Origin of the sequence: Halobacteriovorax sp. GFR8 (genome assembly GCF_050955245.1) — a bacterium.
Taxonomy (GTDB): domain Bacteria; phylum Bdellovibrionota; class Bacteriovoracia; order Bacteriovoracales; family Bacteriovoracaceae; genus Halobacteriovorax_A.
Genome location: NZ_JBPBLR010000002.1, coordinates 517,332 through 532,879, shown reverse-complemented (window position 1 = coordinate 532,879; position 15,548 = coordinate 517,332). Strand labels below are relative to the sequence as shown.

Below are 15,548 nucleotides of genomic sequence, written 5' to 3'. Positions count from 1 at the left end.
TAAAGAGTAGTTTTTTTAAAAAATTTATATGTATTAAAATAAGTGCCTACTTTCTAGGCCTTAACCTTTCGAATCGCAATAAAAGAAATATCGTCATACTTAAGCCATGCCTCTTCGTTTTGAATTTTGCAAAACTCAGCAAGATTTTCAAATGACTTGTCAAAGATTCCTTGTCCGATGAGTTCAGTAAGGGAGTCGTGAGGGATATTATCAAAAAGCCCATCACTTCCAATGAGAATGGTGTGACCCTTTTTGATGCTGGCCCCAGACGTTGATTCGATTTTAATGACGTCGTCACCCATGAGATTATTCACATAATTTCTTTCGGGGTGAGCAAGTGATTCTTCCTGACCGAGGACCCCGGCCTTAACCATATGGCCGACTCCAGAGTGTGGAGTGGAAGTATAGATTTCATTTCCGTGAGCATTCCAATAGAGAATTTCAGAATCCCCAACATGGTAGAAGCGAACCATATCATCTTTAATTTGAGCAAAGGCAAGAGTTGATCTTGCACCGGCCTTAAGGTCAGATACATTCTGATTGGCGGTTTCGATAAGCTCCAAACAATTACAACCGTCTTTATAATTTGCTATGGCCTCAACGATGGCAACGGCAGCGTCTCGTCCACGAGGATGTCCGCCAGCTCCATCAGAAACACCAACAACAAAGGACTTCTCTTCTCCGCTAATAAAGAGAGCATCTTCGTTATTATCACCTGATTCTTTTAGCTTATGCTTGGCAATGAAGTAGCCAATGCGATAATCACCAAAGTCAAAAATATCGTGTTCAAATTCCGCTACATCGGAAACTATTTTCTTAAACGGCATCAGACCAATCCATGGTTTCTAAGTGGTAACGAAGCATACTAATATTCTTAAAACGATTTAAGATCATCCCACGCTTAAGTCCACAAATGATATATTTAATGGAAGGAGATAACTTCTTGTAATGCTTCTGTCCTCCTAGGATATCATAGAAAATTCTGATTATTTTAATGATGTCTTCGTCGCGATTATCTTTTTTTGAATCTCCCCAGTGATGAAGATCAATAATCTTTAAATCAAACTCTAATCCAAAGCGACGAATGATAATATTTTCGGTGTGAAGGTCTCCGTGATACTCACCTTCGAGATGAATAGACTCGACTCCAACGACGATAGAGTAAAGGAGATGAATGGCAGAGAAGATTTCAAGGCGCTTACCTTTTTGCTTTTGGATAAACTCTCCCAACATCTCTCCTTCGATAAACTCAGACGTTAAGCACGCAACTTTTTGACCTTTCAAAGTAACCAATTCATGAGAAATACAGTCCATTACAATTGGACTATGGCTGAGCTTTTCAAGCTTTAGGGCATATCTTGTGCTCACTTTAAATTTTTTATTTCTCTGTGGGAAATAGATTTTTATGGCCCTTTCAATATTGGTGTGTTTCTCCCTTACGCGGTAAACCTCACCTTCATACCCAGAACCAAGTTTTTCAAGAACCACATAACGATTTGCAATTGTTCTTCCTGGAGAAATATCAAACTCTTCAATCTCAACAATATCGCTTGCCTTAGTCAATTTGGCCTCCGTGGTGTGTTTGAATCATATCGGCTTGGGCCTGCATTTGCTCAAGCATAATCTTCTTTACTTCACGTCTAATTAAAATAATTTCTAATACTAAAAAGACCGCAAAAACAATATAGAATCCAATGGATTTAAAGAAGGCCCAACGAGAAGTTGTTTCGTAAATGGCCAAGTAACCCATAAAAATACCATTGAATAGAAGAAAGTAGGCCAAGTGATACTCGATTTTCGTCATTATCTCTTCTGGTACATTGGCCTTCTTTTCCATATCTTCCATCATCGTAAGCATAAGACTCTTGCCCTGCTTGAGATTAAAAATAAGAAACCCACTAAGAAAGAGCCCCGTAAAAAATGGCTGTAACTTAAACCAAACTCCATCATGGCCAATAAGGGAGATTGGCCCAAGAATTAAAATAATGATGAAATTCAACTTAGAGATTGAGTGAATGTGTTTAAAGAATATCTTTTCAAAAATGATTTCTAAAATTGCCAGCGAAAGACCGCCAATAATGGCAATCTCCACTGTCTGTGTTTCTTCAAGGTACCAATAAAGAAGTGCCGGGAGAAACGATATTAGAAATAAGTTATTCTTTTTCATCTCATGTCGGATTATGCAGCATTTCTTCTTTTCTGGCAAAACTCCTCAAACTCTTCTTTTATACAACTCGGTTCAAGAATTTCAATTTGGTCGCGCATTGAATATAGCCAATCAAATAAATAAAGAGACTTCTCGACAGATGCGGCCCAAATGATTTCACCATACTGATTTGTTGTTGAGTATGGATGACCTAGAAAGATTAAATTACTTATTGGAGTTAACTCGAATCCATAGTTAAGTTTTAATACTAAACGCTGATCACTGCCATCAATATGTCTTAGAGCATTAATATACTCTTCAATTTCAAATCTTGAATACATTGAAGCGTAATCAAAATCCTGAAATTCAATATCATCGACTTCGTTCATATCAATTGTGATTAATTTCTTTGTCACAACATCTTCACTAATGACTTTATAAAGATTCTGGGAAAGAACAACTCTCCACGGACGAACCTTCTTCTTAGAGTGATCTAGGAATGTAAACTCACAGACACGCCCCTCTTTACAAGCGGCCTGAATATCCTTAATAAGTTCACGATGTGATGTATTCTCAAGTAAGATATCGCCATAATCCCTACGCCATGAAAGTGGCATCAGTAAAAATTCATTATCTTTGGGACGAAGGTCAATCGATAGTCCATAGAAGTGAGACTTCTCATAAAACATATAGAATTCATCGCGATTAATATGATTTTTTCTTAGGAATGAAACCAAACTGATTGGCTTTCTAATTTCTTCTAAATTAAATAAAATATTCCAAAAATTTTGATCTTCCATAGACGAAAATAACGTCATTACAGCTCCTTAAATAACCTACTATATTTATCGGATATGGCCATCATTTCCTTTAGTGATTTTTATAAAATTTAGTGCGATAATATTGCTATGGTATTGAAATCACTACTTAGGAATCCAGTACTCGGGTTCGGAATATTAATATTTATTATCTTTATCTTTCAATTAAGAGAAAACGGCGCTTTCCAAAAGCGTGCAGATCGCATGTTAGCGACATCGTGTCGTTCTGTAAAAGTACGTCTTGATAAGTATATGCACCCTTCTTGGAAGATTGAGTGTAATAAAAATAACCTAGAAGTGACAATTCCTGTTGATGAAAAGATCGTACCTGAAGGAACGGACAAAGAGATCCTTCGTCGTGAAATGTACAAGGCCCTGGCCAATTCTTATATTTCAATTTCTCGTTATGCTATGGAAGAAAGTCTTGAGCGAACAATGATGGTTGTAGTCAAACTTGTTCATCCAAAGATGATTCTCTCATCTCTTTCTGAAGGTAAGTATGTTGTGAAGTTAAAGACACTTAAAAATAAGAATAACCTAGCTCGCCACATCCATCAGACTATCCAAGTCCAAGAGGTCGCAGAATAGCTCTGCCTTCTCGGCCTTAAAACAAGTTGTGTGTCCATTTACATCTAAGCAGTATTGAAAGGCGTGGAGATACAATCGCTTATCTTCTTTCTCGCTATAATCATCGTTATAAAGAGGGTCTCCCACAATTGGAAAGCCTGCGTGAGAAAGTTGAACACGTATTTGATGGCGATGACCTTCATTTAAAGTGATCTTAACAAGTGTGAGATCTTTTTTGTCCTGATAGAAAATAGGTTCAACTTTTAAAGTCGCTTCAACTCCAATGTCATTGACGATCATCTTCTCACCCTTGATGCCACTTGAGACAAGGCGATCAGTTAAATCCTTCCCCTCTTTAACCTTTCCTTTTACAATAGCGAGATAGGTTTTCTCCTTAGCAATTTGAGAGAAGGAGTTTCTAAGATTTTCGTGAATGAGCTCATCTTTAATATAGATAAGAACACCACTCGTTAATTGATCGAGGCGATAAAGAAGGCCCTTCTCATAATCAGAGCGAGAATTCCCAAGGCTTGGTAGATTAAAATGCGAGCGCATAAAATTTAATACAGTATCAGTTTCACTATACTCCATTGGGTGACCGTGAATACCTTGAGGCTTATTTAAGACGATAAAAATATCGTCTTCATGAATCACTTCAATGGCCGGCCCTGTATAAATAGGATTAACGTGAAAGCGATTTAAAAGATCTCTCGGTAGGTATAGTTCACTCTTTGGAGCGAGATGAGATTGCAGCATAACCTTTGAAATATAAGAGGTCTTAATTGCCTTATTAGAGAAATGGAGCTCCCCTTTAAGGAACTCCTTCAAACTATCTTTTTCAGTGAGATTACAAAAATTCTTATTGTGCTTCAACTTTGTGGCCATTATCTTCAAGATCACGTTTTCTAATCATAAATTCAACTTTACGATTTTCGTTATCAATCTCCATTTGAGATCGTCCCGGAAGGTCAGTTAAACGAGTATCACCATAGAATACCGTTGAGATTCTTTCTGGGTTAATTCCTCTTCTAATAAGAGATTTTGTGGCCGCAGTGGCACGGGCGGATGATAACTCAAGAGCATCACTCTTTCCATCATTTGATACTTCACCGCGTGCGGCATAACCCATAACAAAGACTTTCCAATTACGCTTTTTAAGAAGATCAATCATACGCTGATATGATGATACAGCTATTTTCGTCGACTCAATTTCAACAGAGCCTCGCTTGAAGTAAATCTTGTCATTAACACGAACGACGATCCCCTCGGCCTGTTCATAAACAGTTACGTTCTCGCTTAAGTTAAACTCTTTTAAGTCATGACGCATATTTTTTAGAACTTCTTCTGAGCCACGATTTATTTCATGTTTATCAAGAATCCCTTCCATTGTTAAAAATTCAATTGGGAAAGGTTTGATTGGAGTTTGAGATTCCATCATTGTCGGGAAGTTATCAGGAGACTTTCCTTTTTGAATGACTTCACCCTGTTGAAGAACGTTACCACCAAAGGCATTGCGAATTGAACCAAGGGCCGCTTCATATTTGGCCGTCTCAGTCTTTGCAAAAGAAAGAAGAAGTACGAAGAATGTAAGTAGAAGCGTTACAAGGTCAGAGAACGTTGCCATCCAACCGGGAAGGCCCGGTACACACTCAGGACACTTCGCGTTTCCACCATCATCAACTACTGCAGCACTATCATCTGCCATTTCTTACTCCTTGATTACCCTTAGTATTTATTCCTCAAATACTCATTTAAAATTTGTTTAAAACTTATTCTTCGCCTTCGTCCGAAGCAGATCTTTCACTTGGTGGAAGGAATGAATTAAGTTTTTCAATAATCATACGTGGGTTCTCACCTGCAACAATCCCAAGTGTTCCCGCAACAACGATACTCATGGACATAAGCTCCATTTGAGATCGATATGAAATTTTATTCTTAACAGGCCCTGCAAAAACGTTGGCAATAATCGCACCATAGAACGTTGTTAAAAGGGCAACGGCCATGGCAGGACCAATCGCCGAAGGATCTGAAAGGTTCTGAAGCATCTGTACCAGACCAATCAGAGTCCCGATCATTCCCATCGCTGGGCCATCGGCTGCAACACCATCAAAAACATCAGCACCAGTTTTATGGCGTGACTCCATAGAATCAATATCCATTTGTAGAATTGAAGCAATAACTTCAGGAGGTCTGTTATCCGCAGCTAGAGTCATCGCCTTTTTCATAAACGGGTCATCAATTTCTGCTTTCTCTAATGCAAAAACTGATTCTCGTCTGGCAAGCTCCGCTAGTTCTTTAATTTTGTTAATTTTATCTTTTGGATCCACTGGAGTGAAGAAGATTGATTTCATTGCAATTGCAACAAGACCTTTCACAACCTCCATTGGCCAACGATAAAGAGTAACTCCGATTAGACCTAGCCCAACAACGAGTACAGAAGGAACATCGATAAAAATCGAAATTGCCCCACCTGACATAATGGAACCCATGATTCCACCGACTGCTAAAACTAAACCTATGACTGATGCTATATCCATACAACATTCCTATGAAAATTTTCCTATTTCATTCTAAGTATCGGAAATGAGACGGCCTACCTTAATAAATTTTTAGTAAGCACTTTAAATTGCATAGTTGTGGAAATTTCTACCGATTGAAGGTGTTCAGTATGGGCAATAAAAAATGCCCCTCTTACTAAACCTAGGCTTAAGTAAGAAGGGCATTAAGGAGATTATTGAGAAACAAGTCCTATGTTTCCAAAAGATTAACTGACTATTTTACTTTAAAAGTATCGACACCATGTTCTTGAAAAGTTGTGTCGAGAAATTTAAGCATTTTTGATCTCAATTCATCCATTGAAACAGTATCATCAAGCATTAACTCTTTCTTAATGAAATCAGTTGGTACACCTGAGATTTCAACTAAATCATTTAATTGCACCATAACGTCCTTGTTGTGAGTATCTTTGTTCTGTGTTGTCTGTGTTGTGTTGTTTGTCATATCCATTGACTTCCCTCTCCTGTGACAAATTTTCAACGATCCATGTTGGAGCAATCCTTTGCTTCACTTTGTCACAAAAAAATCATATCTAGCGATAGATTTGAATGTCAAAACTATCAAATGACATGTAAGAATTTATTAGATTTTTACATCCTTAAAGAAAACCTTAAGAAAGCTATTAGCTTTGGCTTTTAGTTCTTGAAATTCGCTCTGAGCGTCACTCAGTAATGTGATTCCTCCTCCGGCCCCATATAGTGCGCGTCTGGAAGATGGTTCAAGATCTAAAGAACGGATGTTTATAGATGCTTTAGAGATTGTGTCAAAATTTAAAATGGTAGAACCTGTGTAAATCCCTCGGTCTTTTGTTTCAATCTTTTTAATCAATTCGACGACTCTTTTCTTGGGCGCACCAGTAATGCTTCCACCTGGAAAAAGAGATGCGACAAGCGCCAATGCATTACACTCTTCTAGTTCGACGCTGATTTTTGAGTATTGATGAATAAGGCCAGGGACACGAAAGAATTCACGTAGTGACTCTACTTTAGAGAAGTTCTTGCCAATGGCCGATAGGTCATGCCTTAAAAGATCGGTAATGATATTGAGTTCACTAGTGTTCTTAGCATCATTAATGAGAAAATCCTCACCTAGCTCTTGCGCTACAGTTCCCTTAATTGGCCTTGTTATTAACTTCTTTGCTGCTTGATCAAATTCATAGAGACACTCTGGTGAGTTACTTATGACAAGACGATCCTCAAATGGAAAATTGAGAATATGTGCAAACTCACCAAGTTTAGAGAAAAGCTCTTTGCTTAGAAAAGTATTAATAAGATCGTCCGTACTTGAAATCACGACTTCGATAAGTGAAGTTAGATTTAGCTGATAACAATTACCAGCTAGTAAGTTCTCATAAGTCATCTTAAAAAGTTTCTCATACTCATCTTCACTTATAATCTTTTCAATACTTGCCGTTGGTTTTCTAAAGCCTTCAATTGGCCTTATAAAGCTTTTATTTTCAAAATTAATAAGAGTTGCAAGACTAACTTCATTTTCGAAAGACGGGGCCTCTAATAAGAAATAGTGGCCTAATTCATAGTGAAGTGATTGCACATGCCAGCTGTGGCCTAATAACTCTTTTAAAACAGCAACAGAAAACTCCTGTTCAGTTTCATTTAAGCGGTCATAAATTTTCTTATTTGTTATATGAAGGTATTTTGAAGGCCTCTCAAGTTTTAAGAAGCCTTCTTTATGCTTAAAGATTGCGTAAGCAGATTGCTTAACTTCTTCCATCGTCTTGTGCATAAGCGATATTTTCGAAACTTGTGTGCGCACCAACGAATGTTAGCTTGGCCGTTCCAACTTCACCACCACGGTTTTTACCAACGATAACTTCTGCAATCCCTTGATCTTTTGTGTCTGGGTTATAGTACTCATCACGATATACGAACATGATAATATCGGCATCCTGCTCAATTGAACCAGATTCACGAAGGTCTGAAGTCATTGGACGCTTATTCGGACGAGACTCAACCCCACGGTTAAGCTGTGAAAGTGCAATAACCGGACACTCAAGTTCTTTGGCCATATTCTTTAGGCCCCTTGAGATTTCAGCAATCTGCTGTTCACGAGGAAGCATCTTATTATGTGAACTCATTAGCTGAAGGTAGTCGATAACAACTAAGCCTAGGCCTTCTGAAGCCTTGATCTTACGACAAGCTGACTGAATATCAAGAAGGTTTGTCCCGGCATTATCATTGATATAGATTGGCATATCAGCAAGCTGCTGAATCCCCTGCCCAATTTTTCTTAAATCTGTTTCGAGGAACTCTTTTGTACGAATTCTTTTTGAATCGATCTTCGCACGTTGAGTTAGAAGTCTCATTGAAAGTTCCTTGGCCATCATCTCCAGAGAGAAAAGTGCGACAGGAAGTTTTGAGAACTCACATGCGTTTTGTGCAACGTTAAGAGCAAGAGCAGTCTTCCCCATGGCCGGACGAGCAGCAAGAATAATCAGCTGACCAGGTTGCATACCAAGTAATAATTTATCAAGGGCACCATAACCAGTTGGTACACCATGAATCTCACCAGCGATGCGAGATGTATCTTCAATTTCTTTAATATTTTCTTTTAGACATTCATTAAGCTTAACCATACTTCCTTGCTTGGCCTCGTTTGTAAGACCAAAGAAGATTGATTCTACTTCCTGAATGAAGTCTTGTGCATTTCCTGAGAAAGTTGCACCTTTGTCCGCTACTTTTCTAGCTTGGCGAACGAGGTCTCTAAGAGACGCTTTATCTTTAACAGTCTTCGCATAGTGGCGAAGGTTGGCACTCGATACCTGATCTTCAGTAATATCGAGAATAAAGTTTTGACCACCGATTTCTTCCAGGCGATTGTGATCCGAAAGGTATGAACAAATTGTTACGTAATCAACAGGATTATTCGAATGAACCATGTCTTTAATGGCATCGAATACAATTCCATACTTCGGATTATAAAAATCCTTTCCTTCTAACTTTAAGTCAGAAATTTCATCGAAAGACATACTATCGAGAATTAAACACGAAAGTAGAGATTTCTCTGAAAGAGTATCGTTTGGAAGTGTTCTTGCGTTGTTTGTGTTGTTTTGATCAACCATATTCTGCCCCATAATATGATTAGAAATAAAAAGGGAGGCTCAAGGCCTCCCCTCTTTAATATAAGAAAAAAATTAGCTTCTTAGAATTCTATTCGCTTCCATTTTTAACTTTTCTTCTTCAGTCATTTCACCAGAAGTGTCACCTGAAGCAGCAGCTTCTGCTTGCTCTTTAGCAAGAAGATCTTGAGCAGCTTTCATTGCAGCTAACTCTTCTGCTTTTTTCTTGTTTTCTTCTTCTTGTTTTGGATCCATTTTTACAGTTACTGTAAAAGCAGCTTCAACACCATTGAAGATCTTAGCTTTAACATCGTAGCTACCAACCGCACGGATTGGGTTTTCAAGAAGAAGGTGTCTTCTTTCTACGTTGTGACCTAGTTTACCTAGTTCTAGAGAAAGCTCGTGAGTAGTAACAGAACCAAATAGTTTACCGTTAGTACCAACTCTTTTGATTAGTTCAATGTTTAAACCATTGATTGTACCAGCAACTTTTGTTGCTTCTGCTTTATCAGCAGCAACTTGCTTAGCAAGTAGTTTTTCAAAGTGCTTAACTTGAGCTGTGTTTGATTCATCAGCAAGAACTGCAGAACCATTTGGTATTAGGAAGTTTCTTGCATAACCAGCTGAAACGTTAACGATCTCACCAACGTTACCAAGAGACTTTACAGTTTCTTTAAGAATAACTTTCATTTTATATCTCCTTATTATTTTTAAAAAATCTTCTAAAGTTGACCCAATAATCTAAAAGGCCAACAATCGCAATAAAACGATGAGCAAAGAAAATAGTCATAATCGCAAGAATTGAGCGAACAAACCCAGTCACCTTAATATATTTTAAGAAGTCTAAGTAAACACCCATTCCTTGAAAGAAATAGAATATTCCTAAGCAAAGTAAGATATTAAGGCCAATAACCTCAATAATCTCACCACCGATATACTCTCCACCTAAGAAGAGAGCTAGCCCAACAACTACGATAAGGGCAAAGTACTCAGGCACTTGAAAGCGCACAAAGTGCTTTAATCCATATTTATAGCCATGAAGCATTTTCCATAACTTTGCATTTCTTAAAAGCATGAAAACCGTTAGCCATAGAATAAAGAATGTACTTACAAAGATAACTGCGAATCCCCACTGATAGATTCTTTTAATGATATCATCAGGGTTCTCGAAAACACTTTGATAAGTTGCTGCGACTTCTCCACCGCGAGCAATCAGTTCTTTATAATCTGGCGAATTCTTTAATTGTGACAAACCTTCATTTACTGAAGTTGTAATCGTCGTTGAGATTGTTGAAGGAAAAATCACTTCAATCGTCCCCATGATTCCGAAGATTACGAGTAGTAAGATGAGTCCTCTTTTTAATAATCCTTTTACAGGATCTTCATTGCGCAAAATAGTCGCAGCACTTAAGTAACCAATGATAACAGCGTAGAATAAAACATACGCCGAGTTAGCAAGGATTAAGAAAGAGTCGCTCGATTGAGCAGCAATAAAGCAGAGAACAATCGTTACACCGAAAGTCACAAGCGTCTTTAAGTTTCCATAGATCAAGAAAGCGAATGCCACTGGAAGCGGTGAAAATACACCTAGTGGATAAGCAACGCTTAAGATCAAACTCACGACACATAAGAAAAGCAACTTCCCTATTGTGAAGTTATCTTTTGAGATAAGTGTAAATGTGTTTGGTTTCTTATCGTTCATTATCTTTTTCTAATTCCCTTAAGACTAAGTTCTCAACACTCTTAGTGAGCGAAGTCACCTCTAACGTGAGAAACTAGACCAATATTTCTTGCTCTCTTAATTGCAGATTGTGCCCATCTGTGGTGCTTAGTTGAAACACCAGTAACTCTTGATGGTTGGATCTTACCAAACTCGTTGATTAGCCAGTTATAAGTCTTTGGATCTTTCCAGTCTGCAGTGATGTTGTTTGCTTTGAACCAACAGTTCTTTCTCTTAGCAAATCTTCTCTTATCTTTTTCTGCACCTTTTTCTAGTTCATCAGTTTGTGAACCTGGGTGAGCTTTTGAGAATGGAGTTTTGTAACCTTTAACAACTGCTTCAGCAGCTTCGTTGTTATCAGCTAATTTAATGATAAGGTACTTGTGAACGTCTTCGTTGATTTTGAAACGTCTTTGAAGTTCTGTATTCAGGTCTTTGTTTCCTGAAACGATGAAATAGATGTAGTTACCTGTTTTAGAACCGTTTTTGGCAGTTTGAGCAAATGATCTCATTCCCCAATCATCAGTTAAAAGGACTTCACCTTCGTAATTTTTTGCAACTTCAGCTACTAGGTTCTTAAGAGCTGTTTGCTGATCTTCTGTTGCGCCCGCGTGAGCTACTAATGCTAACTCATAAATCATACTTTATCTCCTGGACAATAGTTATTATTGGCCTCCCCACCACAGGGAAGCGAGTAAATTAACGGTCAAATGTGGTGCTAATCTATCAGTAACTGTGCTTTGTGTAAAGGAAGTTCGGGTACGCGCCACCTTTACGTGATTACAAATAGTTGGGTAAGAACTTCTGAATGAATAAAGCATAATTTCAATAGGTTATGTAGTCACTATAGGAATAATATCCCCCAACTCAAGTCAAAATAGCCTAAATATGCGAATTTTTTTCAATTTTTTGTCGTGCAGGATTACTAAGCTACTGAATTCTCGATTAGGTGGTGCGTACCACTAGTCGAGCCATTCAAGAAGGACATCGATTTTGGCGTTGATATCATCAATTTCAAGAATCCCCTGCTTAAGATCGGGAGAAGTCACAACAAATTCAGTGATGGCGCCAACTAAAACGACGGGGTCTTGAGTTGCCTCCATCAGGGCATCGTACTCTACTTGATTCTTAAAGAATGACTTTGCCCAGTGGCGAAAGAGCAGGCCAAGTCTTTGCAGAGAGATCATATGCTCTGGCATCACCGTTAAGAATTCAGTAATGGGATCAACTTCAATGGTATTGTAAGGTAGATCTTCATTATAGACATCCATAATGAGTCCCTTAAAAAGTGGCTCAAGCACAACAAGCATGGTGCCGTCTTTTGACTTTTGTAAAATTTGAACGCGGCCAAGCCCCACCATGCGCTTCACTGCATGGTATTTTTCGTGATTGATGGCAATCGTATCAGCTTCGTCATCAGCATCTTGCAAAGTCGCATAGGCCAAAGCAACAGGAGTGTTAGTCTGCTCTGCTTCGTGAATCATATGAATATAGCGCGGTTCAAAAATATTGAGGGGCTTCTTTAAGATCGCCTGATATGAAACTTTATGTAATGGGAATAGAAGTGCTCTCATATCAGTTAAACCCTAAAAGCAAGTATGGGTGCCATAAGCACCCACACGGCTAAAAAATTTCGTATTGTTCAACGTGGTAAGAGTTCTCCGAGCGAATCTGAAGATTAACGCTAAAGACTTCTTCCATCGTTTCGATGATATCAAGCTCTTCACCACAAAGAGATGCTGTCACCTCAGGGTGGGCATAAATTGATATCTTCTTCGATTCTGGATTGTTGCGAATTTTCTTACCAAGCTCACGGACAATCTCATAGCAAATCGTATTTACTGTTTTTACAATTCCATTTCCTTCACAATATGGACAAGGCTCACACATAATACGAGTTAGTGTGTCACGAGTTCTCTTTCGAGTCATCTCAACAAGGCCAAGCTCAGAGATTGGAAGTACTTTTGTTTTTGAACGATCTTTTTTAAGAGCGTCCACAAGTGAGTTATAAACAGCTTCGCGGTTTTCAACTTTTTCCATATCGATAAAGTCGATAATGATAATCCCACCACAGTTTCTAAGTCTTAGTTGGTAAGCGATCTCTTTAACTGCTTCAAGGTTTGTGCGAAGAATAGTTTCTTCTAATGTTTTTCGTCCTACAAATTTTCCCGTGTTAACGTCAATTGAAACCAGGGCCTCTGTTTGGTCGATATTTAGAGAACCACCTGAACGAAGATAAACTTTGTTACTTAGTCCTCTTTCAATTTCGATATCAACATTAAATTTTTCAAAGATCGGATTTGTTTCATCAAAGAATTTTGCCTTCCCTTTAATTTGAGGAAGATACTTTGTTGCAAATTTCTCGACTTCTTTTACACCGTCTTTATCGTCGATAATAATATTATCAACGTCTTCATCTGTAATATCTCTTAAAACTCGTTGAATAAAAGTTAAGTCTTCATAACAAAGGGCCGGTGCTTTCTCTTTTTCAGATTTCTTTTGCACCTCTTTCCAAATCTTTGTCAGCATATCGTAGTCAGACTTAAGAGTTTTGTATGAGCTTCCTTCAGCAACAGTACGAGCAATAACACCCTTACCTTCTGGACGAATTGTCTCAAGCATCTCTTTTAGACGATCACGTTCTTCTTCATTTTCGATACGACGAGAAACACCAGTGTGCTCAATAAATGGCATATAAACAACATAGCGACCTGGGATTGTCACATGACGAGTAACACGTGGCCCTTTTGTTGAGATCGGCTCTTTGGCAACCTGAACAATGATCTCATCCCCTTCTTTTAGGAATGATTCGATTGTTGCTGATTCTGGACGCATCTTCATATCCATTGATTCAGATAGAGTTGCTAATTCGTCAGGAATCACGAGGCCATTTTCTTTCTTTTCTTTCTTAATAACCTCGGCCTTTTTGGCCATCTCTCTTTGCTCATCAAGAGTTGGAAGATAGGCATCGTCTACATAGAGGAAAGCTGCTTTTGAGTAACCAATGTCAACGAATGCTGACTGCATTCCAGGTAATACTCTTAAGACTTTTCCGCGGTAGATATTTCCAAGGCGTGGGTGTGGCGTTGCAGTTGGTTTCGTTCTCTCCATAAGGAAATCGAGAATTTCACCATTCTCCATCAAAACAGCACGCCACTCGTTAACTGTTTTGTTAATAATCAAATCTTTAGACATATATATTCCTTTTAAACTAAATCGAAATACGAAATAAAAGCGCGAGGCAAGTCGGCGAGCATCGCTCAAGCCAAAGACTTTAACCTACTAATAATTGTACGTGTGAGCAAGGTTTTACGCTAGAAGATATAATATTCCGCGTTACCCTACTCAATTAATTTAGAATTAGACGAAGACGGTATTAAATAAATATACCCGCAATACATGCTGTCATAAAACAAGCAAGTGTCCCTGCGATTAGAGAGCGAATCCCAAGTCTTGCAAGGTCATGCTTACGATTCTCAGCGATCCCACCGATTCCACCAATTTGAATCCCAATTGATGAGAAGTTAGCAAAACCACAAAGGGCGTAAGTAGAGATAATGGCCGAGCGTTCTGATATATTACCCATATTTTCTCTTAGGTCTAAGTAAGCAACGAACTCGTTTAGTACTAACTTCTTACCAAGAAGTGTTCCTACAATTTGAGCATCTTTCCACTCAACACCTAATAACCAAGCAAAAGGAGCAAATAATTTCCCCATGATTAGCTCAAGAGTAATTCCCTCAAAACCAAACCAACCTGTAACTAAGGCAAGACCACCATTAATCATGGCAACAAGTGCGATAATCGCAACAAGCATTGCACCAACATTAATAGCAAGCTTTACACCTTCACTAGCACCATTGGCAGCGGCATCAATAAAGTTAACACTAGTATCATTTAATTCTAATTTTAAATCACCTTTAGTCAGAGACTCTTGTGTCTCTGGGATCATAAGTTTGGCACACACAAGTGCTGCCGGAGCAGACATTACCGATGCAGAAAGTAAGTGAGCGGCATCAATTCCGAAGCCAACGTATGAAGCAAGTACACCACCTGCAACAGTTGCCATCCCACCAGTCATTAGGGCCATAAGTTCAGACTCAGTCATTTTTGAAATAAGTGGCTTAACAACAAGAGGAGCTTCTGTTTGGCCAGCGAAAATATTGGCCGCGGCCGCAAGAGATTCAGCTCCCGAGGTTCCCATCACAACAGACATTACTTTTGCAAATGCCTTAATAACTAATTGCATAACACCGAGGTGGTATAGAACACTCATTAAAGACGACATGAAAATAATTGTTGGAAGAACCATAACAAAGAAGATGAATCCAGTTTTTGGAACATTAGTCAGAGGCCCAAATAAGAATTCAGAGCCTTCATTCGTAAAGTTTAGGATTGCAGTAAAGAAGCCACGAGCACCTTCAAAGAAATTTTGTCCTGCATCTGTTTTAAGAATAATTAAGCCAAAGAAGATCTGAAGAGCAAGCCCGGATAGAATTAAGCGCCAATTAATTTTCTTACGGTTATTTGATAGTGCAAAAGCAACACCAACCATAACGATTAAACCAAATGCCGAAATAACTCTTTCCATGGAATACCCTATAACTAAATTAAATTAATTCTAAAAACAGCTTTAGAGTATAGGTTTGAGCATAAATGGACAAT

The 15,548-nt window shown here is 38.4% G+C and carries 17 protein-coding genes; 1 reads left to right on the top strand and 16 read right to left on the bottom strand.

Features of this window, described 5'->3' with window-relative positions:
- Window positions 1-53: 53 nt before the first annotated feature.
- From ACRXC1_RS03020 to ACRXC1_RS03005, 4 genes are read right to left on the bottom strand one after another with little or no spacing between them, the layout of a single operon-like run.
- On the bottom strand, window positions 54-827 hold the full coding sequence (locus tag ACRXC1_RS03020; RefSeq protein ID WP_392912288.1) for a PP2C family protein-serine/threonine phosphatase: 774 nt from the start codon (window positions 825-827) through the stop codon (window positions 54-56).
- A complete protein-coding gene (locus ACRXC1_RS03015; RefSeq protein WP_393061575.1) occupies window positions 817-1,563 on the bottom strand; it encodes a protein kinase domain-containing protein in 747 nt (248 codons plus the stop codon). The genes ACRXC1_RS03020 and ACRXC1_RS03015 overlap by 11 nt, the downstream gene beginning before the upstream one ends.
- Window positions 1,556-2,167, bottom strand: coding sequence for a septation protein IspZ (locus ACRXC1_RS03010; RefSeq protein ID WP_433656390.1), 612 nt, complete (start codon window positions 2,165-2,167; stop codon window positions 1,556-1,558). The genes ACRXC1_RS03015 and ACRXC1_RS03010 overlap by 8 nt, the downstream gene beginning before the upstream one ends.
- 11 nt (window positions 2,168-2,178) lie before the next feature.
- Window positions 2,179-2,964 carry a WYL domain-containing protein gene (locus ACRXC1_RS03005; protein ID WP_433656388.1) on the bottom strand — a complete coding sequence of 262 codons (786 nt, stop codon included), beginning with the start codon at window positions 2,962-2,964 and terminating at the stop codon, window positions 2,179-2,181.
- A 90-nt stretch (window positions 2,965-3,054) separates the two neighbouring features.
- Between ACRXC1_RS03005 and ACRXC1_RS03000 the strand changes: the two genes are divergently transcribed.
- A complete protein-coding gene (locus ACRXC1_RS03000) occupies window positions 3,055-3,552 on the top strand; it encodes a hypothetical protein (protein ID WP_392857171.1) in 498 nt (165 codons plus the stop codon).
- Here ACRXC1_RS03000 and ACRXC1_RS02995 read toward each other — a convergent pair.
- From ACRXC1_RS02995 to ACRXC1_RS02940, 12 genes are all read right to left on the bottom strand, one after another.
- A complete protein-coding gene (locus tag ACRXC1_RS02995) occupies window positions 3,502-4,416 on the bottom strand; it encodes a pseudouridine synthase (protein WP_433656385.1) in 915 nt (304 codons plus the stop codon). The genes ACRXC1_RS03000 and ACRXC1_RS02995 overlap by 51 nt on opposite strands.
- Window positions 4,391-5,236: a flagellar motor protein MotB gene (locus tag ACRXC1_RS02990; protein WP_392912277.1), complete on the bottom strand. Its 846-nt coding sequence runs from the start codon at window positions 5,234-5,236 to the stop codon at window positions 4,391-4,393. Before ACRXC1_RS02990 ends, ACRXC1_RS02995 begins: the two co-directional genes overlap by 26 nt.
- Before the next feature lie 64 nt (window positions 5,237-5,300).
- Window positions 5,301-6,068: a motility protein A gene (locus ACRXC1_RS02985; protein ID WP_103216391.1), complete on the bottom strand. Its 768-nt coding sequence runs from the start codon at window positions 6,066-6,068 to the stop codon at window positions 5,301-5,303.
- A 235-nt stretch (window positions 6,069-6,303) separates the two neighbouring features.
- The gene (locus tag ACRXC1_RS02980; protein WP_433656382.1) at window positions 6,304-6,537 is read right to left on the bottom strand and encodes a hypothetical protein; all 234 of its coding nucleotides are present in this window, start codon (window positions 6,535-6,537) and stop codon (window positions 6,304-6,306) included.
- Window positions 6,538-6,669: 132 nt separating this feature from the next.
- Window positions 6,670-7,830 carry a chorismate-binding protein gene (locus ACRXC1_RS02975; RefSeq protein ID WP_433656381.1) on the bottom strand — a complete coding sequence of 387 codons (1,161 nt, stop codon included), beginning with the start codon at window positions 7,828-7,830 and terminating at the stop codon, window positions 6,670-6,672.
- Complete coding sequence (gene dnaB / locus ACRXC1_RS02970; RefSeq protein WP_392912273.1) at window positions 7,805-9,166, bottom strand: replicative DNA helicase; 1,362 nt, start codon at window positions 9,164-9,166, stop codon at window positions 7,805-7,807. The genes ACRXC1_RS02975 and dnaB overlap by 26 nt, the downstream gene beginning before the upstream one ends.
- Before the next feature lie 72 nt (window positions 9,167-9,238).
- Window positions 9,239-9,853, bottom strand: a complete 615-nt coding sequence (rplI, locus tag ACRXC1_RS02965) for a 50S ribosomal protein L9 (protein ID WP_392912271.1) — start codon at window positions 9,851-9,853, stop codon at window positions 9,239-9,241.
- 1 nt (window position 9,854) lies between these two features.
- The gene (locus ACRXC1_RS02960) at window positions 9,855-10,865 is read right to left on the bottom strand and encodes a DUF2232 domain-containing protein (protein ID WP_392912269.1); all 1,011 of its coding nucleotides are present in this window, start codon (window positions 10,863-10,865) and stop codon (window positions 9,855-9,857) included.
- A gap of 41 nt (window positions 10,866-10,906) precedes the next feature.
- Window positions 10,907-11,524, bottom strand: a complete 618-nt coding sequence (gene rpsR, locus ACRXC1_RS02955; protein WP_433656378.1) for a 30S ribosomal protein S18 — start codon at window positions 11,522-11,524, stop codon at window positions 10,907-10,909.
- Window positions 11,525-11,845: 321 nt separating this feature from the next.
- Window positions 11,846-12,457: an LON peptidase substrate-binding domain-containing protein gene (locus ACRXC1_RS02950; protein WP_392912267.1), complete on the bottom strand. Its 612-nt coding sequence runs from the start codon at window positions 12,455-12,457 to the stop codon at window positions 11,846-11,848.
- A 49-nt stretch (window positions 12,458-12,506) separates the two neighbouring features.
- Window positions 12,507-14,078 carry an Rne/Rng family ribonuclease gene (locus tag ACRXC1_RS02945; RefSeq protein WP_021266295.1) on the bottom strand — a complete coding sequence of 524 codons (1,572 nt, stop codon included), beginning with the start codon at window positions 14,076-14,078 and terminating at the stop codon, window positions 12,507-12,509.
- A 181-nt stretch (window positions 14,079-14,259) separates the two neighbouring features.
- Window positions 14,260-15,474, bottom strand: a complete 1,215-nt coding sequence (locus tag ACRXC1_RS02940) for a NupC/NupG family nucleoside CNT transporter (RefSeq protein ID WP_392912264.1) — start codon at window positions 15,472-15,474, stop codon at window positions 14,260-14,262.
- Between the last annotated feature and the right edge of the window lie 74 nt (window positions 15,475-15,548).

What these genes read in the sequence shown, in the direction of transcription:
- ACRXC1_RS02995 (WP_433656385.1), bottom strand. Translation starts at nt 4,416, where the DNA reads ATGGCCACAAAGTTGAAGCACAATAAGAATTTTTGTAATCTCACTGAA.
- ACRXC1_RS02940 (WP_392912264.1), bottom strand. Translation starts at nt 15,474, where the DNA reads ATGGAAAGAGTTATTTCGGCATTTGGTTTAATCGTTATGGTTGGTGTT.
- ACRXC1_RS02950 (WP_392912267.1), bottom strand. Translation starts at nt 12,457, where the DNA reads ATGAGAGCACTTCTATTCCCATTACATAAAGTTTCATATCAGGCGATC.
- rpsR (WP_433656378.1), bottom strand. Translation starts at nt 11,524, where the DNA reads ATGATTTATGAGTTAGCATTAGTAGCTCACGCGGGCGCAACAGAAGAT.
- ACRXC1_RS03010 (WP_433656390.1), bottom strand. Translation starts at nt 2,167, where the DNA reads ATGAAAAAGAATAACTTATTTCTAATATCGTTTCTCCCGGCACTTCTT.
- ACRXC1_RS03020 (WP_392912288.1), bottom strand. Translation starts at nt 827, where the DNA reads ATGCCGTTTAAGAAAATAGTTTCCGATGTAGCGGAATTTGAACACGAT.
- ACRXC1_RS02975 (WP_433656381.1), bottom strand. Translation starts at nt 7,830, where the DNA reads ATGCACAAGACGATGGAAGAAGTTAAGCAATCTGCTTACGCAATCTTT.
- ACRXC1_RS02960 (WP_392912269.1), bottom strand. Translation starts at nt 10,865, where the DNA reads ATGAACGATAAGAAACCAAACACATTTACACTTATCTCAAAAGATAAC.
- rplI (WP_392912271.1), bottom strand. Translation starts at nt 9,853, where the DNA reads ATGAAAGTTATTCTTAAAGAAACTGTAAAGTCTCTTGGTAACGTTGGT.
- ACRXC1_RS02945 (WP_021266295.1), bottom strand. Translation starts at nt 14,078, where the DNA reads ATGTCTAAAGATTTGATTATTAACAAAACAGTTAACGAGTGGCGTGCT.
- ACRXC1_RS02980 (WP_433656382.1), bottom strand. Translation starts at nt 6,537, where the DNA reads ATGGATATGACAAACAACACAACACAGACAACACAGAACAAAGATACT.
- ACRXC1_RS03000 (WP_392857171.1), top strand. Translation starts at nt 3,055, where the DNA reads ATGGTATTGAAATCACTACTTAGGAATCCAGTACTCGGGTTCGGAATA.
- ACRXC1_RS02990 (WP_392912277.1), bottom strand. Translation starts at nt 5,236, where the DNA reads ATGGCAGATGATAGTGCTGCAGTAGTTGATGATGGTGGAAACGCGAAG.
- ACRXC1_RS02985 (WP_103216391.1), bottom strand. Translation starts at nt 6,068, where the DNA reads ATGGATATAGCATCAGTCATAGGTTTAGTTTTAGCAGTCGGTGGAATC.
- ACRXC1_RS03005 (WP_433656388.1), bottom strand. Translation starts at nt 2,964, where the DNA reads ATGACGTTATTTTCGTCTATGGAAGATCAAAATTTTTGGAATATTTTA.
- dnaB (WP_392912273.1), bottom strand. Translation starts at nt 9,166, where the DNA reads ATGGTTGATCAAAACAACACAAACAACGCAAGAACACTTCCAAACGAT.